This window comes from Lonepinella sp. BR2357 (genome assembly GCF_051851525.1).
GTDB lineage: Bacteria > Pseudomonadota > Gammaproteobacteria > Enterobacterales > Pasteurellaceae > Lonepinella.
The window spans coordinates 177104-200099 of the sequence record NZ_JBPDVG010000003.1 but is presented as its reverse complement, the minus strand read 5'-3'; the positions used below and the strand labels follow the sequence as shown (position 1 = coordinate 200099).

Annotated in this window: 26 protein-coding genes; 25 read left to right on the top strand and 1 reads right to left on the bottom strand. The window is 41.8% G+C overall.

What is annotated here, in order from left to right; translation table 11 throughout:
- Window positions 1-116: 116 nt before the first annotated feature.
- On the bottom strand, window positions 117-947 hold the full coding sequence (proC, locus tag ACTG7L_RS03175) for a pyrroline-5-carboxylate reductase (RefSeq protein WP_439287456.1): 831 nt from the start codon (window positions 945-947) through the stop codon (window positions 117-119).
- A 193-nt stretch (window positions 948-1140) separates the two neighbouring features.
- On the opposite strand from proC, the gene ACTG7L_RS03170 reads away from it, so the two are divergent.
- The 25 genes from ACTG7L_RS03170 to ACTG7L_RS03050 all read left to right on the top strand — a co-directional run bounded on the left by ACTG7L_RS03170 (window position 1141) and on the right by ACTG7L_RS03050 (window position 22834).
- Window positions 1141-1689, top strand: coding sequence for a hypothetical protein (locus tag ACTG7L_RS03170; RefSeq protein WP_439287455.1), 549 nt, complete (start codon window positions 1141-1143; stop codon window positions 1687-1689).
- Window positions 1682-2914, top strand: a complete 1233-nt coding sequence (locus ACTG7L_RS03165) for a beta-ketoacyl-ACP synthase (RefSeq protein WP_439287454.1) — start codon at window positions 1682-1684, stop codon at window positions 2912-2914. Before ACTG7L_RS03170 ends, ACTG7L_RS03165 begins: the two co-directional genes overlap by 8 nt.
- Window positions 2907-3344: an ApeP family dehydratase gene (locus ACTG7L_RS03160; protein ID WP_439287453.1), complete on the top strand. Its 438-nt coding sequence runs from the start codon at window positions 2907-2909 to the stop codon at window positions 3342-3344. The genes ACTG7L_RS03165 and ACTG7L_RS03160 overlap by 8 nt, the downstream gene beginning before the upstream one ends.
- 12 nt (window positions 3345-3356) lie before the next feature.
- Window positions 3357-4085, top strand: a complete 729-nt coding sequence (fabG, locus tag ACTG7L_RS03155; protein WP_439287452.1) for a 3-oxoacyl-ACP reductase FabG — start codon at window positions 3357-3359, stop codon at window positions 4083-4085.
- Between the two features lie 26 nt (window positions 4086-4111).
- Window positions 4112-5356, top strand: coding sequence for a beta-ketoacyl-ACP synthase (locus tag ACTG7L_RS03150; RefSeq protein ID WP_439287451.1), 1245 nt, complete (start codon window positions 4112-4114; stop codon window positions 5354-5356).
- 55 nt (window positions 5357-5411) lie between these two features.
- Complete coding sequence (locus ACTG7L_RS03145) at window positions 5412-5843, top strand: hypothetical protein (protein ID WP_439256787.1); 432 nt, start codon at window positions 5412-5414, stop codon at window positions 5841-5843.
- A gap of 31 nt (window positions 5844-5874) precedes the next feature.
- Window positions 5875-6624 carry a beta-ketoacyl synthase chain length factor gene (locus ACTG7L_RS03140; protein ID WP_439287450.1) on the top strand — a complete coding sequence of 250 codons (750 nt, stop codon included), beginning with the start codon at window positions 5875-5877 and terminating at the stop codon, window positions 6622-6624.
- Window positions 6609-7406 carry a lysophospholipid acyltransferase family protein gene (locus tag ACTG7L_RS03135; protein WP_439287449.1) on the top strand — a complete coding sequence of 266 codons (798 nt, stop codon included), beginning with the start codon at window positions 6609-6611 and terminating at the stop codon, window positions 7404-7406. Before ACTG7L_RS03140 ends, ACTG7L_RS03135 begins: the two co-directional genes overlap by 16 nt.
- Window positions 7384-7644 (top strand): phosphopantetheine-binding protein, encoded by a 261-nt coding sequence (locus tag ACTG7L_RS03130; RefSeq protein WP_439256790.1) that lies wholly within the window; start codon window positions 7384-7386, stop codon window positions 7642-7644. Before ACTG7L_RS03135 ends, ACTG7L_RS03130 begins: the two co-directional genes overlap by 23 nt.
- A gap of 4 nt (window positions 7645-7648) precedes the next feature.
- The gene (locus tag ACTG7L_RS03125) at window positions 7649-7903 is read left to right on the top strand and encodes an acyl carrier protein (protein ID WP_439256791.1); all 255 of its coding nucleotides are present in this window, start codon (window positions 7649-7651) and stop codon (window positions 7901-7903) included.
- Entirely contained in the window at window positions 7887-8246 is a 360-nt protein-coding gene (locus tag ACTG7L_RS03120) for an ApeI family dehydratase (protein ID WP_439287448.1), read from the top strand. The genes ACTG7L_RS03125 and ACTG7L_RS03120 overlap by 17 nt, the downstream gene beginning before the upstream one ends.
- A 181-nt stretch (window positions 8247-8427) precedes the next feature.
- A complete protein-coding gene (locus ACTG7L_RS03115) occupies window positions 8428-8997 on the top strand; it encodes a hypothetical protein (RefSeq protein WP_439287447.1) in 570 nt (189 codons plus the stop codon).
- A complete protein-coding gene (locus ACTG7L_RS03110) occupies window positions 8978-10261 on the top strand; it encodes an AMP-binding protein (RefSeq protein WP_439287446.1) in 1284 nt (427 codons plus the stop codon). Before ACTG7L_RS03115 ends, ACTG7L_RS03110 begins: the two co-directional genes overlap by 20 nt.
- Window positions 10254-10976 (top strand): glycosyltransferase family 2 protein, encoded by a 723-nt coding sequence (locus tag ACTG7L_RS03105; protein WP_439287445.1) that lies wholly within the window; start codon window positions 10254-10256, stop codon window positions 10974-10976. Before ACTG7L_RS03110 ends, ACTG7L_RS03105 begins: the two co-directional genes overlap by 8 nt.
- Complete coding sequence (locus ACTG7L_RS03100) at window positions 10973-11923, top strand: LpxL/LpxP family acyltransferase (RefSeq protein ID WP_439287444.1); 951 nt, start codon at window positions 10973-10975, stop codon at window positions 11921-11923. Before ACTG7L_RS03105 ends, ACTG7L_RS03100 begins: the two co-directional genes overlap by 4 nt.
- Window position 11924: 1 nt before the next feature.
- Window positions 11925-13187 carry an AMP-binding protein gene (locus ACTG7L_RS03095; RefSeq protein WP_439287443.1) on the top strand — a complete coding sequence of 421 codons (1263 nt, stop codon included), beginning with the start codon at window positions 11925-11927 and terminating at the stop codon, window positions 13185-13187.
- A gap of 71 nt (window positions 13188-13258) precedes the next feature.
- Window positions 13259-13681: an excinuclease ABC subunit A gene (locus ACTG7L_RS03090; RefSeq protein ID WP_439256798.1), complete on the top strand. Its 423-nt coding sequence runs from the start codon at window positions 13259-13261 to the stop codon at window positions 13679-13681.
- A gap of 21 nt (window positions 13682-13702) precedes the next feature.
- Window positions 13703-14149: an acyl-CoA thioesterase gene (locus ACTG7L_RS03085; RefSeq protein WP_439287442.1), complete on the top strand. Its 447-nt coding sequence runs from the start codon at window positions 13703-13705 to the stop codon at window positions 14147-14149.
- Between the two features lie 19 nt (window positions 14150-14168).
- Complete coding sequence (locus ACTG7L_RS03080) at window positions 14169-14756, top strand: outer membrane lipoprotein carrier protein LolA (RefSeq protein WP_439287441.1); 588 nt, start codon at window positions 14169-14171, stop codon at window positions 14754-14756.
- A gap of 17 nt (window positions 14757-14773) precedes the next feature.
- Window positions 14774-17107: an MMPL family transporter gene (locus tag ACTG7L_RS03075; RefSeq protein WP_439287440.1), complete on the top strand. Its 2334-nt coding sequence runs from the start codon at window positions 14774-14776 to the stop codon at window positions 17105-17107.
- Between the two features lie 12 nt (window positions 17108-17119).
- Window positions 17120-18358, top strand: coding sequence for an NAD(P)/FAD-dependent oxidoreductase (locus tag ACTG7L_RS03070; RefSeq protein ID WP_439287439.1), 1239 nt, complete (start codon window positions 17120-17122; stop codon window positions 18356-18358).
- 337 nt (window positions 18359-18695) lie between these two features.
- Window positions 18696-19700, top strand: coding sequence for an ornithine carbamoyltransferase (locus ACTG7L_RS03065; RefSeq protein WP_439287438.1), 1005 nt, complete (start codon window positions 18696-18698; stop codon window positions 19698-19700).
- A 9-nt stretch (window positions 19701-19709) separates the two neighbouring features.
- The gene (gene arcC, locus ACTG7L_RS03060) at window positions 19710-20639 is read left to right on the top strand and encodes a carbamate kinase (RefSeq protein WP_439287437.1); all 930 of its coding nucleotides are present in this window, start codon (window positions 19710-19712) and stop codon (window positions 20637-20639) included.
- Between the two features lie 50 nt (window positions 20640-20689).
- Entirely contained in the window at window positions 20690-22216 is a 1527-nt protein-coding gene (locus ACTG7L_RS03055) for a YfcC family protein (RefSeq protein ID WP_439287436.1), read from the top strand.
- A 132-nt stretch (window positions 22217-22348) separates the two neighbouring features.
- Entirely contained in the window at window positions 22349-22834 is a 486-nt protein-coding gene (locus ACTG7L_RS03050) for an Lrp/AsnC family transcriptional regulator (protein ID WP_439287435.1), read from the top strand.
- The last annotated feature ends 162 nt before the right edge of the window (window positions 22835-22996 follow it).

Below are 22996 nucleotides of genomic sequence, written 5' to 3'. Positions count from 1 at the left end.
CCTCTGTACAGCCCCCTCTCCCTATGGGAGAGGGAACGATATTTGGTATTATAGTCGATCTAACCATTCCCTCTGTACAGCCCCCCTCTCCCTATGGGAGAGGGTCGGGGTGAGGGTCATCCCATCAATTTTTCCATTTCTTTCGACCGCGCCACACAAGCCAACATCGCTTGCTCCACAATTTGCCCTAACTGCTTCTCATTAAACACATTTAATGCGGCCGCCGTAGTTCCCCCTTTCGATGTCACATTTTGACGTAACGTCGCCAACTCAACAGTAGGATTTTCCACCACCATTTGCGCTGCACCCAATGCGGATTGTTGCACCAATAAACGGGCTTGTTCTGCGGTTAATCCCATCTTTAACAAGGCTTGTTGCATGGATTCCATAAACAAAAAGAAATACGCTGGGCTTGAACCCGACGCCGCAGTAACTGCGTGCATATCTGGCTCATCATCCACCCAACAGGTTTTGCCCACGGCTTGCAATAAATTCTCAGCAAATTTTTTGAAATCCGCATTCACACTATTTCTGGCAAATAACCCAAACATTCCTTGTGATACCAAAGCTGGCGTATTCGGCATCACACGCACCACATTGTTTGCCTGATGTAAAAGTGCGGTGATTTTTTCCACAGAAATGGCTGCCATAATAGAAATCACTAATTTTTGCGAAAAATCCACCGCACTTTCGCCCACATTCAAAGCAGAACAGACTTCATTTGCCACTTGAGGCTTCACGGCCAACACAACAACGTCACAGGCTTTCGCACTGGCGACATTATCCGTAGAAACTAACACGCCATTTTCCGCAAATAAACGGCGTTTTTCCGCATCGGGATCACAAACCGCAATCAAATTTGCAGGATACTCCGCTTTCAACAAGCCAAACACAATCGCTTGTGCCATATTGCCACCACCGATAAAACAGATTGATTTTTGTTGCATGATTTTTTTCCTTTTGATGTTTTTGCTTACTAAAGATTATACGGAGATTTCATAAAAATGGCATGAAATTTATGGCGAAATACCATACAATTTCACACAATTTTTGATTTTTGACATGTTAAAAATCACTGCACGTTGTAGATTATATGTTAATATTGGGCAAATAATGCTAATTCATATATTGATTACTGAGATGAAAAAATATCTTTTCTTTATTTTCGTTTTTTTTATCACCAGTTGCACATCGTTACAAGTGCAACAACTGCCTGTTCAACAAGAAAACATTCGTGTGTTTAAAATTGAACAATTTAACCATTCGACTGACTTCACTAGCCTCATACAAAATCCATTATTATTAGAAAATATCAATATCACACTTAAGCAGCAAAGTTTATTATCTATACAATTTAGTCCAACACAATGGCGTTGGGTGCAGACGGATATTTTGGGCGCACCATTAGCCAGAGTCGTTCTCACGCAAAATGGTTGGCAAAATGACGGTTTTATTATGCCAAATAAGCAAGCAGAGAAACTGTTTTCTGCATTGGCCACTGAATTGAATCCCACCACCGCAATATTTCAACTTAGTCAGATTAACATTGATCGCCATCATAAGATTTACAAGTTAGGTGATCAGACAATTTGGCTGATTCAGCATAATCAACAAAGTTTCCAAATAATATTAGATGATAATTCTTATTGGCGAATTAGTGAAATTTCACAAGGGGAGCATCATGAATAAACTTTATTTAATGTCGCCAGCGATCACCACCTGTTTAGGGGACGGAATTCAACAAAATTTCACCGCACTTTTTGCCGGAAATTCTCCTTTACAAGCCACGGATCATGTATTTAGTCAGCATCAAATCCAAGCTAAACCGCATTATCTAGGTGAAGTAATGAGCCCTTTGCGAGCCTTGCCTGCGGATCTTGATCCTATTCATTGTAGTCGTAATAATCAGTTGTTATGGCATAGTTTGCAACAAATTGAGCCACAAATTCAGCAGGCAATAACGCAATTTGGTAAACAACGCATTGCCGTAGTGATGGGTTCTTCTACCACCGGCGCAGATGAAAATATTCCCGTATTTCAGTCTTTTGTTCGTCATCAAAACTGGCAAGAAAAAGCGTTTAATCAACAACAATATTTATTTTCAGCGCCGGCCGATTTTGTTGCTGCAGCTTATGATTTGCAAGGGCTGACTTATGGCATTTCAACCGCTTGTACTTCGGGAGTTAGAGCCTTAATCAGTGCGGCACGTTTATTGCAAGCCGATTTGTGTGATGCCGTGATTTGTGGGGGCGTGGATACGCTTTCGCCATTAACAGTGAGCGGTTTCCATTCCCTTTCAGTATTGTCCGAACAGCAAACTAACCCATTTTCTGCGAATAGACAGGGCATTAATATTGGCGAGGGGGCTGCTGTATTTTTGATGACCAAAACGCCACTTCTGCTGGATGACCAAGAGGATTGCGTGGAACTTTTGGGTTATGGCTCAAGCAGTGATGCACATCACATGTCCTCTCCCGATCCGACTGGAAATGGCGCCATGTCTGCCTTTCAGCATGCCTTAAGGAAAGCGGAATTAAATGCTGATCAAGTAGGTTGGGTTAATTTACATGGAACAGGCACAAATCATAATGATCACATGGAAGCCTTGGCGGTCGTGGCTGTATTTGGCGAGCAAGTACCTTGTACTAGCACTAAACCTTATACAGGGCATACTTTAGGGGCGGCAGGGGCCGTGGAGGCCGCTATTTTATGGGCGACGATTAGCCGAAAAATCAATCCGAATGGTGTATTACCGGCTCAATTATGGGATAATCAGCCCGATCCGACCATGGCTAACATTTGTCTAGCCGATAAAAATAGCCGTTGGCAAGGGGAACAGCGTATCGGTGCAAGCAGTTCTTTTGCCTTTGGTGGCAATAACGCGGTGTTAATTTTAGGAGAATGTCATGATTGATTTAACTTGTCCAATTAATGATGTTGCTCCCTTGATTCCACAAAGTGGTGAAATGGCTTTATTAGATCGTGTGCTGGCCTTTGGCGATGATTTTTTGCACGCACAAGCCACAATTTACCCTGAACATATTTTGATTCAAAATGGCGTGTTTGAAACCTTGAGCGCCCTTGAAATTTTAGCACAAGGTGTGGCGGCTTGGGCAGGTTGTATGGCACATCAGGTCGGCGAACCAGTACGCTTAGGTTATTTGCTCGGTACACGCAAATTGCATATTTATCAAGCACAGATTCCGCTTGGTACCTGTTTGGATATTAAAGTAAAACTGTCATTGCAAGATAGCACAGGAATGGGCGTATTTGATACGCAGTTGTTTGATGGTGAGAAATTGCTATTAAGCGGTGCCTTGAATGTGTTTAGTCCGAAAGAATAAAGAGAGAATAACATGAACAAAACCGTTTTAATCACCGGCTCAAGCCGAGGCATTGGCAAAGCGATTGCGTTGAATTTAGCCGAGCAAGGTTATGATATTGTGGTACATTGCCGTAGCCGAATGGAGGAGGCGGAAAAGGTCGCCGACAGTATTCGTGAGCTTGGGCAAAATGCCCGAATATTGCAGTTTGATGTGGCCAATCGGAGCGAAACTCGTCAAAAATTAACCGCAGATGTGGAGCAATTTGGCGCTTATTATGGCGTCGTCTTAAATGCGGGATTAACTCGAGATAATGCGTTTCCTGCTTTTTCAGATGAAGATTGGGATCAGGTGTTACGAACCAATTTAGACGGCTTTTATAATGTGCTACACCCGATTATGATGCCCATGATCCGCCGTCGCACAGACGGTCGCATTGTGTGTATTACCTCTGTATCTGGTTTAATTGGTAATCGTGGGCAAGTGAATTATAGTGCCTCCAAAGCGGGCATTATTGGTGCGGCAAAAGCCTTAGCATTAGAGTTAGCCAAACGCAAAATTACGGTAAACTGCGTTGCTCCTGGTTTGATTGATACCGATATTATTGACGAAAATGTGCCTGTTGCCGAAATTTTAAAAATGATCCCAGCAGGGCGAATGGGCAACCCTGATGAAATCGCCCATGCGGTTGCATTTTTGCTTGATGAAAAAGCAGCATATATTACCAGACAAGTGATTGCGGTGAATGGTGGGTTATGTTAGATGATAAGTAGCGAAAGGAATAAAAAATGAAACGAGTAGTCGTAACAGGAATCGGTGGTTTAACTGCGTTGGGTAACGATTGGCAAAGTATTAAATCGGCTTTTCAGCGTAAGCAAAATGCGGTGGAAACCAAGCAAGATTGGCTTGAACGTTATCCTGAATTAGAAGCACGACTTGGGGCGGAAATTCCGGATTATCAGCCACCGAAACATTGGAATCGTAAGCAATTACGCAGTCTTGGGCGTGTCTCGCAGTTTGTGGTGGATGCTAGCGAACGTGCGTTAAAAAGTGCGAATTTGCTAGATGAAGATGGCGTGATTTTAGACTGGCTAAAAGACGGGCGAATGGGCGTGGCTTGCGGTTCGTCCACAGGTTCAACGAATGATATTAAAGATGCCGCAGAGCTTTTGATGACAGGCAAGTCAGACGGTTTTAATGCGAATACTTATGTGCGGATGATGCCACATACGACAGCGGCGAATATCGGGATCTTTTTTGGTTTAACAGGGCGGATTATTCCGACGTCAAGTGCTTGTTCATCCGGTAGTCAGGCCATTGGATACGCTTATGAATCCATTAAATACGGCTTAATTCCAATGATGTTAGCAGGTGGTGGCGAAGAATTTTGTCCATCCGAAGTCTATGTTTTTGATAGTCTTTACGCCGCGAGTCGGAATTGTAATAATCCTAAATTAACGCCACGACCTTATGATAAAGATCGAGATGGTCTTGTGATCGGCGAAGGTTCAGGAATGTTTGTGTTAGAAGAACTTGAACATGCACTGGCTCGTGGAGCGAATATTATTGCTGAAGTGGTGGGGTATGGCGCCAATAGTGATGGTAGCCATGTGACACGTCCGCAAAAGGAAACCATGCAACGCTGTATGGAACTGGCCTTAAAAGATGCGCAATTATCCCCGCAGCAAATTGGTTATGTCAGCGGACATGGCACGGCCACCGAGCAAGGAGATATTGCAGAAACCTTGGCCACGGAGGCGGTATTTGGGCGTATTCCATTAAGTTCACAGAAAAGCTATTTGGGGCATACCCTTGGCGCTTGTGGGGCATTAGAATCTTGGTTTGCCATTGAAATGATGCGTGATGGCTGGTTTGCACCTACAATTAATTTAGAAAATATTGACGAACGTTGCGGAAAGTTAGATTATATTCAGGGCGATGGAAAACAGATCCAAACCGATTATGTGATGAATAATAATTTTGCTTTTGGGGGCGTGAATACATCGTTGATTTTTAAACGTTGGCAAGCATAGCAAAGAAAGAAAATCTATGCTAAATTATCTGTAAAATAAGGTAAGGAGAATTGCAATGAAAAAAACATTATTTGTTATTATGGCAAGTACATTGGCTTTGGCCGGTTGTTCATCTTCTGTCACCAATAGTGAACCAGTAGCTAAACAAGCGGATATTAAACATATTTGCGTAAAAGATGTGAACAAGCCTGCGATTGCCAATATTGGACAATATTTAGCCAACAGTCTGCAGAAAAAAGGATTTACGGCGGAAGTCAGCGTTAATCCACCTGCAAATTGTAAATATGTGCTAGCTTATAGCCTAAGAGAAGAAAATAATCTTATTTTAAGAGCGAAACTTCGTTTATCTGAAGTGAATAATGGCAGTCGTACTGCCTTAGGTGAAGTCTCTTATAAACAGCGTGGTGATGAGAAAGAGTTAGTGAAAGTCAGCGGTGTTCAAGGTCAGACAGATCGTATCATTAATGAATTATTCAAAAATTATTAATTAATCGTTATCTTTGGGGTGAGAGAAAGGTATGTCAGAAAGGATTTGTCATTTTTCTTTCAATGTGTTGGATTGGCACTTTGTTGCTGATCGGGAAATTCCATCTCATGCTTGGCAATTGGATGAAATGGCTTTTTTACAAGATGCTAAGCAGTGGCCTGTCTCTCCTCCTAAGTTAGATTTTTTGCCACCGTTAAAACGTCGTCGCCTCAGTGAATCGGCACGGCTATTTTTTTCTGCCTGTTGGGAATTGACCCCAAATGCACCGCACTTTCCTGTGGTTTATGCTTCCCTGAACAGTGAAATGAACCGCAGTTTTGCCTTGTGGCAATCCCTGTTAACGGAGGGAGACATTTCCCCCACGTCCTTTAGTCTTTCTGTGCATAATGCGTTAATCGGGCAATGGTCAGAAATGCGTCAAGTCAAACAAGAATGTACTGCCATTGCCGCACAAGACAATCTAGAAATGGCGTTGCTTGAAGCCTATTTAATGCTCAATGACGGGGCAGAAAAAGTGCTTGTGGTCGTGGTAGAAACGCCTTTAAAGCAAGAATATGATGTAGTGCCAATGAGTCGTCCGCCTTTCGCCTATGCGTTAGCATTGGTCGTTGAGCGTGGTGAACAATTCGGTTTAACCTTACATCCCCAAAGTGCGGTCGAAAATTCAGAATATTTTGCGATGGATAGCACATTAATTTGGATGAAACAGCAAGCCTTGAATAGTCGACATTGGCAAACCCCATCCAGTCGTTATGGACAATGGTTATGGCAAAAAAACTAGTGCAAAAACTCGACTGGCTACGCCGTTTTATCGGGACATTACTCGGTTTTGTGCTGTTTGGTGTGGTCGGCGTGCTGTTTAAAATCGTGCTCTATCCTTACGCCAAGCGTTACCCCAATCATACGCCTGAAAGTCTGGCAAAAGGGCGTGCGATTGTAAGTGGCACTTGGGCATTTTTTGTGAAATGTCTGCATTGGTTTGGTATTTTAAGCGTGGAATACCAAGGCTTTGAACGACTTGGGCGAAAAGGACAGTTGATTTTAGCCAATCATCCCTCTTTGTTGGATGTGGTGCTGATTTTTGCCAAACAGCCCAATATGAATTGTATTGTTAAGCCCGATTTAATGGATAATCCGTCCATGTCGAGTCCGATTAAAGCATGCGGTTTTATTCCAAATTGCCAGTCGGAAGCCTTATTAGAAAAATGTGCCGCTACCCTAAGCCGTGAAGCCTTGCTGATTTTCCCCGAAGGCACACGCACTGGCTGGGATGGCGTGGTCAAATTTAACCGTGGGGCGGTGTCGGTGGGCTTGCGTAGTGCAGATGTGATTACGCCTGTGGTGATAAAGATGTCGCCGCTAAATTTCAAAAAAGGGCAACCGTGGTACAAACTGCCAAAATGTCGCATTCGGTATCAATTCATGGTGGGTGAGGATATTTTACCCGCCACGTGGCTAGCCGAAAAACCGTTACCCATTGCAGCACGGCGTTTAAACGCTTATTTAGAAGATTATTTTAATACTCAAACAAGGATTGAAAATGGAATTAGAACAACAAATTAAACAACTGATTATTGATAGCCTGAATTTAGAAGATATGACGGTGGAAGATATTGACAGTCATATTTCTTTGTTTGGCGAAGATGGCTTAGGGCTGGATTCTGTGGATGCACTTGAGCTCGGTTTGGTGGTACAAAAAACCTTTGGTTTACAACTTGATGGTGATCCACAAAATTTACGTCAACATTTTCAAAGTGTCGCTACGCTAGCGGATTTTGTGCGTACTCAAAAAGGAATGTAATTCAATGACAGAACAAGAAATTCAACAAATTCTGACTAATGCACTGGTTTCGCTGTTTGAAGTGGACGAAAGCCAAATTACACTGGATACGCATCTTTATCAAGATTTAGAAATTGATAGTATTGATGCCATTGATTTGATCGACTACATCAAACGTCAAACCGGATATAAATTACAAGCAGAAGATTTCCGCAACGTGCGTACCGTGCGTGATGTGATTGATGCCGTGAAAAAGTTAAGCGATGCCAAAACCGACTAATCCCATTTGGTTAGACCTCGAATCACGGGCAGATGGCTATCATCTCAAGGGGAAGATTCCCCCTGATTTACGTTATTTTGCGGGGCATTTTGCCGATTTCCCGTTAGTGCCTGGCGTGGTGGAATTGCAATGGGTGATCGCTAAAGTTCGCGAGCTGTTTGGGCTTGAAATGGCTGATAAAACAATGGTACGCGTGGATAATTTGAAGTTTCAAAAATTCCTACGCCCGAATGATGTGTTTTGCTTAAAACTGGAATGGCAATCAGCGAAAAATCGTTTAGCGTTTAAATTGTTAAGTGAGCAAAACGAGCCTTATGCGAGTGGGTTTGTGGTGTTTGAATAATAAGTAAGCAATTTTTTGGTTTCTGCGTCAATTATATTTTAGATCTGATTGTAGGGGCGTATTGCATACGCCCTAACCGAAAATTTGCAAATACCTTTAAAAATTTGGGCGACATCAAAGGGCGTATGCAATACGCCCCTACAAGTCCATACACAACATTTAAGACATAGCTAAAACCAAAATGAAAACCTTACGTCTATTACTCAATATTCTGGCTCATATCGCAAGCCTTGCTTTCCCCTTACTCTATCTCTGGCAAGGAAGCACGGAAAACTGGAACTCTGTCGCGTTGCTAATGGCGTTGTTGTGGGGGGTAAAAGGGCTGATTGATCCGCCAGAGCGGCGCTTTTTTATCTTGGTGATTGCTGTGCTGTTCGCCTTGTTTGCCTTAGTTCGCAGCGAATTATTCTATTTTTACCCGATCGGGGTAAACCTGTTAATGCTGGCGTTATTTGGTGGCAGTTTATGGCAAAAGCAAACCTTAGTGGAACGTTTAGCCCGCTTGCGAGAACCGGCTCTCCCTGAATTTGCCGTGCGCTACACCCGAGTGGTGACGCAACTTTGGTGCGGGTTGTTTATACTGAATATTGTGTTATTGAGCCTCTTTTTAGCCATGCAACAATATCAACTTTGGGCGTGGTATTCAGGGGTGATTGCCTATGTGTTAATGGGTGGACTTATGGTTGGCGAGTATGGGATTCGTCAGATTTTAATGAAGAAGGAACGACAACATGACATTGATTGCCCGTAATCCAGATTGGACACGAGCAGATTTTTATCAGCGTGTGGCACAGATAAAAGCACAATTACAAGCGGATAAGGTCAGTATTGTCGCACTTTACTTTGAGGATGGTGCGCTGTTTACTTGTACCTTGCTTGCCTGTATTCGGGCCAAGGTGCCAGTGTTATTGCCACAAAGTCTATGGGGAGATAATCAAACCTGGATTGACGAGCATAAAGCGCTGTTGCTGAATGATGAAAATATTGTCACCTACGGTGTCACGCAAAATGTTGTGGCCGAAACGGATCTTGCCCTGTTTAATAATGACAGCCTAATTTGGCTGAAAACCTCTGGCAGCAGTGGCAAGGCAAAAATTATTCGAAAAACCACCGCACAAATGTGGCAAGAAGCCCAAATTTTAGCGGACACCTTGCCTTTTTCTTCAAGTCAGCAACTGGATATCGTAGCGAGCGTCAGTACGCAACACCTTTACGGCTTAACATTTTGTGTGTTTTATCCTTTATTGCAAGGCTTTATTCTGAATCGTCAACCGAAACTGTTTCCCGAATTTTTAATGGCAGAAACACGTCAACTTGAACGTTGTTTATGGGTGACTAGCCCGATTTTGCTGAATCATACTCAACCGGAGAAATTAGCCGATATTAAGCAACATATTGTCGGCTTAACCTGCGCCGGCGGTGTGTTGTATTCCCATATTGCACAAGGCATACGGGCAGTCATTGATACGCCTTTAGTGGAAATTTATGGCAGTAGCGAAACCGGTGTGATCGCCCATCGTCAACAGAATCATCCCATCTGGCACCCTTTTGAGAAAACCACCTTAGGGGTGAATGAGCAAGGAGCGTTATGGGTTGAATCGGCATGGAGTGATGAACGCCAACAAACGGCAGACGCCGTGGAATTTCATGCCAATGGATTTGAACTGCTTGGGCGTCTGGATCGTATTCTGAAATTTGGCGATAAACGAGTTTCTTTGGTGCAACTGGAGCAAGATTTAAGTCAACATCCATGGGTCAAAGATTGCTATGTTGCCCCTCACCCTGAATTTAAACGGCCAGTCGCTTGGATTGCCTTACATGATAGCCAACAATGCAATGAACGCAAAATGTTAGTGAAAACATTTAAACAATATCTTGCGCCTCACCATGAACGTTTTGGATTACCTCGTTTTTGGCGTTTTAGTGAACATCTACCACGTAATTTGCAAGGGAAAATTAGTCATGCAGATTTTGTGGCGATTTGTCAGCAAAAAATAGGAAACGACAATGGCTAACTTTCGTCCCGTGGCAGTTATTCCCCATTATAATCATGCCAACAGCGTGGGGGCGGTGGTTCACGCCTTGCGTGATTTAGGTTTGGCGGTCATTATCATTGATGATGGTTCAACGGAAATACAACGCTCGAAATTGGCCACCTATGCGGATCAAGCCGATATTTATTATTGTGACCAAAATGGCGGAAAAGGCGCCGCACTTAAAGTCGGCCTGCGTTATGCGCAACAGCAAGGGTTTAGTCATGCGTTACAAGTGGATGCAGATGGACAGCATAATTTAACCGATGTGCAAGCCATGCTTGAACGGGCGGAGCAGTCACCAAACGCCATTATTTGTGGATTGCCTATTTATGGCGAAGATGCCCCAAAAGCACGGTTATATGGACGCAAGATTACCAATTTTTGGTTAGCTGTCAATACGTTATCGACGGACATCAAAGACGGAATGTGTGGTTTTCGTTGTTATCCGCTTGATGCCGTGGTGCCGTTATTGGATCGTTTTAAAGTGGGCGATCGTATGGACTTTGATATTGAATTATTGGTCTATGCCCACTGGCAACAGATTGCATTGCAATGGTTATCAACGCAGGTGCAATATCCTACGGACGGGGTGTCACATTTTCATGCTTGGCAAGATAATTTACGTATCAGCCGAATGCACGCTCGTCTGTTTTTTGGCATGTTGCGTCGTTTACTTACAGGACAACCGTTATGAGTCAACATTGGGCGAGTTTAAATGAACGAGGTCATCCTGTCTTTTTGCAATTAACGCGATGGATGGTACGTTATTTCCCATTGTGGTTGATGAAATTTGTGACCTTTTGGGTGGTGCTGTATTTTTTTGTGACCAGTAAAACCGCTCGTGGCCATATTCGAACCTATCAAACGCATTTAACGCATACCTTTCCAAACGTGCAATTAGGGCGTTTCGCCTTGTTACGCCAATTTTTTGCTTTTGGTGAATCTATTTGTGATCGCTTTGCAGTGTGGCAACATAAAATAGGCTATGCGGATTTGGTGATTGAGGATCCTGAACAGCTTTATCAGGAGATGAACGATCCGAACGCTCGTGGGCAAATTTTAGTGTGTAGCCATTTTGGCAATACGGAAGTTAGTCGAGCGTTAGTTGCCAATGGTCATCATGCACACTTTAAATTGCATATTCTGGTACACAGTAAACACGCCCAAGCCTTTAACCAAGCCTTAGTAGATGCGGGGGCGGATGAATTGTCCTTGATACAAGTGAGTGAACTTGATGCGGCGAAAATGTGGGAATTGTCGCAATATATTGAGCGGGGGGAATGGATTGCATTGGCGGTGGATCGCATTCCTTTGCAAGGCGATAAAACGGCTGCCGTGAATTTTTTAGGCCAGCCAGCGCTTTTCCCGCAAGGTGCATGGTTATTGGCCAGTTTACTTAAAACCTCTGTTAACACCTTATTTTGCGTCAAGCAACAGGGGAAATATCACTTATCCTTGCATAAATTAGATATTCAGCTCAATGGTCGTAGCACAAAACGTCAGCAACAAATTCAGCACGCTATGCAACATTACGCCGATTTACTGGCGCAACAATGTGCTAAAAATCCATTACAATGGTTTAATTTTTATGATTTTTGGGCGGATGAACCGCATAATCAGTCTATAATGGATAGCAACTAACATGTTTTTTATTCCTCAATCCATGGCACAACAATGCCAATATATTGAACAACAATTACAAAGCCGACAGCTTCAATCCATTGCATTATGGCTTGAGGATGCCTATCAATTCAGTTGTATGTTATTGGCCTGTTTAAAACAGGATATTAAGGTATTATTGCCCCCCAATTTATTGCCAGAAAATCAACAATGGGTAGCAAATAATGCGGATTTATGGGTGACGAAAGACAATATTCAGCCATTTTTATGTCCGTCAATTATCCCCAAGATGGACGAGGCTGTCCCTTATTTAGCGGCAGATAACCGCACACCAATCTTGCTGAAGACATCAGGCAGTACTGGCGAGGCACAAATTATTCCACGCACAGCAAGCCAGTTATATAAGGAAACCCAAGCCTTAGCGCAAATGTTGCCGTTTGAAAAAGGGGTGAACATTACTGTTTTAAGCTCCGTCAGTGTACAGCATTTGTATGGGTTAACCTTTCGTGTTTTTGTGCCTTTGACTATGGGGTGGAAAATTGGGGTGACGCAACAACGTTATCCAGAAACCCTTGTGGCGGAAACCCAAAAATGCGACAAAGTGGTGTGGGTCACCAGTCCGGCATTATTAAATAATATGAATCTGGCGATTCTCCCGCCTATTCAGCATCAATTGGTGGGATTATTTTCTTCAGGCGGGGCCTTACCTGAAAAGACCGCTGCATGTCTGCAACAGGCATTAGGTTTTCCTGTGACGGAAATTTATGGCAGTAGCGAAACAGGGGGCGTGGCAATTCGAGCGGGTAGCCCCTATTGGCAACCGTTTATTGGGGTGGAAATTGGGCAAAATCAACAAGGTGAGCTTTGGGTACAATCCCCATGGGTGGAGGCACGAGAACAAACCAAAGATGTGGTTGACATTGAACAAGGTCAATTTATGTTGCTTGGGCGTGCGGATCGCATTGTCAAATTAGGGGATAAGCGCATTTCTTTAGTGAAAATTGAGCAAGATTTATTAACCCATACTTGGGTGGAAGATTGTTACCTCGGGCTGCATCCAGAATACCAACGCCCCGTGGCGTGGATAGCCTTAACTGCGGTGGGAAAACAGCAACTTTTGCAAGATCGTAAAGCCTTGATTCACGCCCTAAAACAGTATTTGAGCCGAACGCAAGAAACCTTAGCGTTGCCACGGTTTTGGCGCTTTAGTGAGCAGTTGCCACGCAATAGTCAATCTAAAATTAGGCGTGCAGATTTTGAGAAAATTTGTATGCAACAAAGTTAACGGAATCATTGCTTATTGGCTTGTATTCCAGTAAAGTAAACCATCACTTATCATCATAACAAGGAGTCTTTATGAAACTTAAATTAATCTCAATTAGCATCGCAGCCTTGGTACTTGCAGCTTGCGCCCCTCGTGATACCACACATCACCTTTCTATCAATGAGGCATTAAATAGCGCACAAGCCAAGACCGTTCTCAATCCAAATGTTAAACTTTATTTTGCTAAATCCGCCTCAGGTAAGGTATTAGCCAAAGATTTAGTCACCAACAAAAAAACCAATGCAGCCAATAAAACGGACGTAGAGGCTTGTCAATGGGCATTCTTATCAGCAGTGAAACAATTCCAAGACAGAGCAGTTTCTATGGGCGCAACTAAAGTGACGAATTTAGTCAGCTACTATAAGAAAAACGTTTATTCCAGTGCGACAGAATTTGAATGCCATGCAGGCAATTTAATTTCAGGTGTGGCACTTAAAGGCGACATTGTTAAGTAATTCAAAACGTAAGCAGGCTAAATGAAACGCAAATCTCATTATTATGCCAAACATAGCTCTGAATACGACATCGCTTTTTTTGATGTGGATTCAATGGATATTATGTGGCATGGTCATTATGTGAAATATTTAGAATTAGCACGTTGTGCCTTTTTAGAAGATATTCACTACCATTATCATATTATGCGAGAGCAAGGCTATGCTTGGCCAGTGGTTCAGCTTAATGTGAAATACATTAAACCGACTTTTTTTCGTCAAAAAATTCGGGTGGAGTTGGGTGTGGTGGAATATGAAACCTGCTTACGCATTGATTATACATTTTTTGATGCTCAAACAGGGCAAAAGCTCACTACTGCCAGTACAACACAAGTGGCGGTTGAGATTGCAAGCAAAGAAATGCAATTTCAAACGCCAGCATCGTGGCGTGCTGCCATTGAGCAATATAGCGGATTTTGTCCCAAGGAATAAGAAATAAAAAGGAATAAAAATGAAAAAGACGCTTTTACTTTTCTTGTTTAGCCTATTTTCACCTTTGGCTTTAGCGTTTTCACAAGCTGACTTAGTGGCGTTATTGCAAAAGCCTGATAATGTACAAGGTCAATTTGAGCAACAACGTTTTTTAAATGCGTTACCTAAACCCATTACGGCCACAGGTGAATTTTGCTTGGTTAAAAACCGTGGTTTGTTATGGCAAATGCAACAGCCGTTCAGCAGTCAATTACGTATTACACCACAAGGCATTAGCCAATATTTAAATGGTGAATGGGTTACTCAAAATAAATTAGGGCAATCGGAACAGATCGGTTTATTTCTAGGTTTGCTTTCAGGCAATTTATCTGCTTTGCAATCACAATTTGATATGGCTTTAACGGGGCAAGCCGAGCATTGGACGTTAACACTTAAACCGAGTAGCTTGTTAATGCAGCAGATTTTTACGCAAATCGTGATTACGGGGAATGACAATGTGCAACATATCCGTTTAGATGAAAAACAAGGTGATCGTACGGAAATTCAGTTTAACCAACTATTACAAAATCAACCTTTATCAGGGTTTGCACAACAATCATTGCAGTAAGCCATAGAGAGATAAAAATGCTTAAAAAAAGCACCGCACTTTATGTTCTTTATCAAACCAAATTAATAAAATGGTTTCGCTGGCTTTTTTTAGCGATTTTAGTCGGTATGGTTTTGTTATTTATGCAACAATGGCAATCTGAAAAATGGTTAGACACAGATTTACATAGCCTATTACCACAAGAAAGCCAATGGCAACCTATTCAGCAATGGGCGGATAGCCAGCAAGAAAGTCAATTCAATCAGCAAATTATTGCGGTAATCGGTCATCATTCCAGAGAAAATGCCTTTAGGTTAGCTGAACAGATTAGCCAAACTTGGCAAACTAGCACTATTTTTCAAAAGGTTATTCATAAAATTCAACCTGATTTAAATCAACTTAAACAGGAAATACAGCAATTAAAATTAGCGGTATTGCCATCGAATATCAGGGATCAGTTACTCAATACGCCCGAACAATATTTTCAGCAATATACGGAACAGATCGTTAATCCTTTTCATCAAACTAACTTACTTCCTTTATCGCAAGATTGGCTAGGATTGGGGCGATTTGTATTAGCTCAGTCACAACAGTTAAGTCAGTTACAATGGGATATGCAAAGTGGTATGTTATATCGTACGCAAGGCGATTTCACTTGGGTCGTGATTAGAGCTGAATTATCACCACAAAATTTTATTTCGCCAGATCAGAATTTGTTACCCTTGTTGCAACAAAGTCAACAACAGGTTTTGCAACAAAAGGGACAATTTTATATGACAGGGGCTGCCATTTTTTCTGCTCACGCTAAACAGCAAGCTAGCACGGAAAGTACTTTAATGGCAAGTTTAGGCATGGGTTTAACCTTGCTATTGTTATTCAGTGTATTTAGAACGTGGCGAATATTCAGTTTATTTTTGCCGATTATTGTCGGTATGCTCTGTGGTATTGTGGCGACCGTGCAATTTTTCGGGCAAATTCATATTTTAACTTTAGTCATTGGCACAAGTTTAGTTGGGGTGTTGATTGATTTTCCCTTGCATTGGTTTGCTTCATCACTTTTTGTTTTTCCTTGGCAAGCACAAAAACAGATGCAAGGATTAACCTTAACATTCGGGCTAACCTTATTGATTACTTTGCTTGGCTATGGATTGTTGGGATTTACTCATTTACCTATCTTAAAACAAACGTCACTATTTTCTAGCGTAGCATTAATCTGTGCGATGCTTTGTACACAGTGTTATTTACCCTTATTCTTTAAACATTATCAACCTACTTCGCTTATTTCGTCATTTTCTTTCTCTTTTTCTTCCTACATAGTGCGGTTAAAAAAATACTATTTTTCCATGGAAAAAGGGTTAGCGATAGTATTAATTATTTTGACGTTTATCGGTTTATACCGCAGTCAATGGCGAGATGATATTCGTCAATGGGTGGCTTTACCCATGGATTTGATTCAACAAGTACAAAAAATCAGTGAAATTACAGGCATTGAATTGAATAGCCAATACTTTTTATTGCAAGCAGAAAATACCGAGCAATTATTGGCATTAGATAAGCAATTATCAGAACAGTTAGCACAACAAAAAATACAAGGTAATATTGAAAAATTTCAATCTATAAGCCAATGGATAATGCCATTTTCCGAGCAACAAGATTTTATTTCTCGACTCACTGAAAAAATTTCAGCAAAAAATACCGCACTTTTAGATCAATTTGGTGTGCCTTTTGATTTAATTCAGCAAGAAATTCATGCTTTTAAACCGATTTCTCTTGAACAAGCACTTTCTATGCAATTAGGCGAAGGTTGGCGAAGTCTTTATTTGGGGCATTTTACTGAAAAGCATGTCGCCTCAATTATTAAACTTTCAGGATTAAAAAACGCTGATCAAATTGCTCTGTTAGCCGATAACCAACATATTTTTTGGCAAGATAAACGTACTCATTTAAATCAATCTTTTCAACAAACTCGCAATCAAGCCGCATGGCTTAAATTACTTTCATTTGTTTTAGCAAGTTTGCTATTAATACGCTTTTTTGGCGTTAAGTGTAGTGCTAAAATGTTAGTTATTCCGATTACATCGGTGATTTTCACGATTGCTATTTTTGCTTGGCTAAATTTGCCTATTACGCTATTTACAATGTTTGGTTTGTTGTTGGTGTCAACTATTAGTATTGATTACACAGCGTATATGCAAACGGTGCAAGAAAGTATTTTACATAAACGTATTGCGGTGACGTTAGCGGCAACCACAACGCTGATTTCATTTATATTACTTTGTTTAAGCAGTACACCAGCGGTAGCATCATTTGGGCTGAGTGTCAGTATTGGTTTATTATGCAGTTTATTATTAACGTTTAGATTTTTAAGATAGGGAATAAATATTATGGAAAAATTTGATGTCGTGATTATTGGTGCAGGTCCATCAGGTACAGTATCTGCTGCATTGTTAAGACAACAAGGATTAAGCGTGTTGCTATTGGAAAAACAGCATTTTCCACGTTTTGTGATCGGTGAGAGTTTATTATCCTATGCCATGGATATTCTCGAACAGGCAGGACTGGCTGATGCGGTGCGAGCAGAACCAACGTTTCAATTTAAAAATGGTGCAGCCTTTAGCTGGGGCGAGCGTTATGCTTATTTTGACTTTAACCAAAAATTCACCTCAGGACCTGGCACAACCTTACAAGTAAGACGGGCGATTTTTGATAAAATTTTAGCGGATGAAGTGATGAAAAAAGGTGCCGTAGTGCGTTATGGGCATTCAGTTGAAGCCGTAGATAATCACAATGACAACGTGATTTTAACGGTGAATACCGATCAATCTGAACATTATCAAGTAGAAGCTCGTTTTGTGTTAGATGCAAGTGGTTATGGGCGTGTGTTACCACGTTTATTTAATTTAGATATTCCCTCTAACTTGCCAATGCGAATTGCACATTTTACCCATATTGAAGACAATATTTCCGATCCGACTTATGATCGTAATAAAATTTTAATCACTACTCACCCTGAACATCGGGATATCTGGCTTTGGTTAATTCCCTTTTCGGATAATCGCTGTTCCATTGGTGTGGTGGGATTACCCGAAAAATTAACGGGAGAAAGTGAATCTGTATTGAAGCAATTTGCGTTGGATTCGCCCGTGTTAAAACGTTTGTTGGTTAATGCCAAATGGGAAACCGATTTTCCTTATCTCAATATCAAAGGTTATTCAGCCAATGTGAAAAGCCTGCACGGTAAAAATTTTGCTTTATTAGGCAATGCTACAGAATTTCTTGATCCCGTCTTTTCATCAGGAGTAACCATTGCGCTTCATTCCGCACGTTTGGCTGCACCATTAATTGTTCGCCAGTTGCAAGGTGAAACGGTGGATTGGCAACAGGAATTTTCTGATCCACTGATGGTAGGGGTCAATGCGTTCCGTACCTATGTGAATGGCTGGTATGAGGGTTCTTTCCAAGATGTGGTGTACGCTAAAAATGCCAACCCAGAAATTCGAGCCATGATTTCGTCTATTTTGGCAGGCTATGCTTGGGATACGAGTAACCCTTACGTAGCCAAATCGGATAGTCGTTTGAAAGCATTAGCAGAGATATGTGGCATCGCACGAATAACAGATTAAATTAGACGGGATTTTATCCTCTAATTGCAATACATAAAAAGAAATGTTGAGTTCACTCGCTTAATGTATTATTAAGTGAGTGAACACACAAAGTGAATTGTGTACAAAAATTTCAGTCTACTTACCATCATCATAAAACAACCCATATTCACTAAATGCTTTTTTCAAATTCAATCTCAATATCACCTTTTTCTTTCGCATTTTATTGCAAATCTTTACATTTCACCGCAGAAAACCGCAGCTAATTCCAAGTATTATTTTGTATGATAAATCACATCGTAGGGAACACATACCCTACGAATGACACAAAGATTTAATCATCAATAGGAGAAACATTATGGCTTTTAATATTAAAAACAGACATTTACTTAGTCTTGTAAATCATTCTGAACGTGAAATTCGTTATTTGCTTGATCTTTCCCGTGATTTGAAACGTGCGAAATACGCAGGTACCGAACAACAAAAACTCAAAGGTAAAAATATTGCGTTAATTTTTGAAAAAACCTCCACGCGCACTCGCTGTGCCTTTGAAGTCGCTGCTTACGATCAAGGGGCAAATGTCACCTATATTGATCCAAATTCTTCCCAAATCGGGCATAAAGAAAGTATGAAAGACACCGCACGTGTGTTGGGACGGATGTATGACGCCATTGAGTATCGTGGCTTTAAACAAACCATTGTACAAGAACTTGCCGACTATGCTGGTGTGCCAGTGTTTAACGGGCTAACCGATGAATTCCACCCAACCCAAATGCTCGCCGATGTGCTTACCATGATTGAAAACTGCGACAAACCGCTCAACCAAATTAGCTATGTGTATATTGGTGATGCTCGCAACAATATGGGGAATTCCTTGTTGTTAATCGGGGCAAAATTGGGTATGGACGTACGGATTTGCGGTCCAAAAGAATTATTGCCTGAAGCTGAATTAGTGACCATGTGCGAAAAATTTGGTGCTGAAAGTGGGGCAAGAATTACCGTCACTGACGATATTGATCGTGCAGTGAAAGGGGTAGATTTTGTGCATACCGATGTGTGGGTGTCAATGGGCGAACCGTTAGACAGTTGGGGCAAACGCATTGATTTATTAATGCCATATCAAGTCACCCCAGAATTAATGAAACGTACCGGCAATCCAAAAGTGAAATTTATGCACTGCTTACCGGCGTTCCACAACAGCGAAACCAAAGTGGGCAAACAAATTGCGGAAAAATACCCCGCACTTGCCAAGGGTATTGAAGTCACTGAAGATGTGTTTGAATCTCCAATGAACGTGGCATTTGAACAAGCAGAAAACCGTATGCACACCATTAAAGCCGTGATGGTGGCAAGCCTTGCTTAGGGGGACAGAATGAGAATTGTGATTGCATTAGGCGGCAACGCCTTATTACGCCGTGGCGAACCACTTACAGCGGAAAATCAACGGCAAAATGTTCGTATTGCTTGCGAACAAATTGCCAAAATTTATCCGCATAATGAATTGGTGATCGCCCACGGTAATGGCCCACAAGTCGGCTTGCTTGCTTTGCAAGGGGCGGCTTATAAAGATGTACCAACCTATCCATTAGATGTGTTAGGGGCGGAATCCGTGGGGATGATCGGCTATATGATTCAACAAGAATTGGGGAACTTGGTACCGTTTGAAGTGCCGTTCGCTACGTTGCTTTCCCAAGTGGAAGTGGATAAAAACGACCCCGCATTCCAGAATCCAACCAAACCGATTGGCCCTGTTTACACCAAAGAAGAAGCGGAACGCTTGGCGAAAGAAAAAAATTGGACCATTGCCCAAGACGGCGACAAATATCGCCGTGTGGTACCAAGTCCATTACCAAAACGGATTTTTGAAATTCGCCCTGTGAAATGGTTGTTGGAAAAAGGCAGTATCGTGATCTGTGCTGGCGGTGGCGGTATTCCAACCTACTACGATGATCAAGGATCCTTGCGTGGCGTGGAAGCAGTGATTGATAAAGATCTCTGCTCTGCGTTGTTAGCGGAAAATTTGGAAGCGGATTTATTTATTATCGCTACTGATGTGTCAGCGGTATTCTTAAATTGGGGCAAGCCAGATCAGAAAGCCATTGCCAAAGCACACCCAGATGACTTGGCGAAACTTAATTTCGCTGCCGGTTCAATGGGACCAAAAGTGCAAGCGGCTATTAACTTTGTAAAACAAACTGGCAAAGACGCCGTGATCGGCTCCTTGTCTGACATTGTGGACATTGTGAAAGGCACTGCTGGCACACGCTTAAGCACCAAGGTGGAGCAAACCACTTATTACTAATTAACGCTTGAGAATAGGGGGACGTCGCCCCCTGTTCTTGTAAGGAGTTTATGATGAGTAGTACAAAAAAATTTAAATTTCCTACCGCATTTACCATTCTCTTTGCGATTTTGATTATTGCCGTAGGACTCACTTGGATTGTGCCAGCCGGCTCCTATTCCAAATTAACCTACAACAACACCACACAACAATTTGTGGTAAAAACCTATCAACAAGACGATAAATTCTTGCCAGCCACGCAAGAATCCTTGGAAAATCTCAATATTAAAATCAAACTCAATAACTTCCTTGAAGGAACGATTAGAAAACCCATTGCCATTCCAGGAACCTATCAACAAGTTGAACAACAACCGAAAACCTTGAAAGATATTACCTTAAGTATGGTGGAGGGAACGATCGAAGCCGCCGATATTATGGTCTTTATCTTTGTATTGGGCGGTATGATTGGGGTAATTAATCGTACCGGTTCCTTTAATGCTGGCTTAACCGCACTGGCGAAACGCACCAAAGGACGAGAATTTTTCATCGTGTTTAGCGTTTCCGTACTAATGATGATCGGTGGTACCACTTGCGGTATTGAAGAAGAAGCGGTGGCGTTCTACCCGATTTTAGCCCCGATATTTATTGCTTTGGGCTATGATGCGATTGTGTGCGTTGGTGCCATTTTCTTGGCATCATCAATGGGAACGGCATTCTCTACCATCAATCCGTTCTCCGTCGTCATTGCATCTAATGCAGCGGGTATTCAATTCACTGAGGGAATGGGTTTCCGTTTTATCGGACTCGTCTTGGGTGGTATTTCTGTTCTCACTTATCTTTACTGGTATTGTAAACGCGTCAAAGCAGATCCAACTTTCTCTTTCTGCTATGAAGAACGAGAAGAATTTAACCAACGTTATTTGAAAAATTTCCAAACCGATGACAACAAAGAGTTAGAATTTACCAAAAAACGTAAAGTCATCTTAACCCTATTCTGTATTGCTTTCCCAATTATGGTCTGGGGCGTGATGGCTGGCGGCTGGTGGTTCCCACAAATGGCGTCTTCATTCTTGGCGATTACGATTTTAATCATGTTTATCTCTCGCTTATCCGAAGAAGATGTGCTTAATGCGTTCACTGCTGGTGCATCAGATTTAGTGGGGGTCTCTTTGATTATCGGGTTAGCTCGTGGCGTCAACTTAGTGTTAGATCAAGGGATGATTTCCGATACCATTTTGAACTACACCTCCAATCTCGTCGCAGGTATGCCAAGTAGTGTGTTTATTCTTGCACAATTGGTGATCTTCATCTTCTTAGGCTTATTTGTACCGTCATCTTCTGGTTTAGCTGTGCTTTCTATGCCGATTATGGCACCGCTTGCCGATGCGGTGGGCATTCCACGTCACATTGTGGTTTCTGCCTACAACTGGGGACAATACGCCATGTTATTCTTAGCCCCAACTGGCTTGGTGTTAGTGACCTTACAAATGTTGCATATTCCATTTAATAAATGGGTGAAATTTGTCATGCCAATGATAGGAATGTTGTTGTTAATTGGTTCCATTTTATTGGTGGTGCAAGTATCGCTTTATGCTTAACCCATAAATTAACACATGCGACTACTGTACAATATGTGCGGTAGTCGCCTACTAATCTCGCCGCCTCGGTTTACTTGTTTACAAAAAGGGGCATGACTTGTATCATATGAGTAACCAAACAAGGAATGTAAAATGCCAACCAAAACCCTTGATAATACTGATTTACGCATTTTGCGATCACTGCAACAAAATGGCAAACAACAAAACAACGAATTAGCCGAAACCGTCGGACTGTCTAATTCCGCTTGTCTGAGACGAGTGAACTTATTAGAACAATGCGGTGTGATTGATAAATACGTTTGCTTGCTTGATCCGAAAAAATTGCAACTCAATGTCACAGTGTATGTGCTTGGCTCCTTTATTGAAGCCGATTTGAAACTCAAAGAACGCTTTATTTTTGAAATGAAGCTGATCCCGCAAATTACCGAATGCCATTTAATGGCCGGCGATTTTGATTTTATCCTAAAAATCCAAACCCACGATTTAGACGAATTTTACAGCCTACAAAAACAATATCTCACCACCTCACTTGGTATCAAAAATCTCAAAACCGAGATTATTTTACAAACCGTGAAAAATACCACGGAATTGCCGTTGTCGTCTTATTATAAGAAATAGAACGAATAGGATTGATCCCTTAGTCAATAAAACCCGCACAAAACCCTGTTTTTTTTCCAGCTAATGTATAATCATTCGTCGAGTGAAGTGTTCTTTGTGGGAACACTCCGCTAAGGGCATTTTTGTTCAAAAAACTTTCCCTGAACATCATCTTGACAAGGA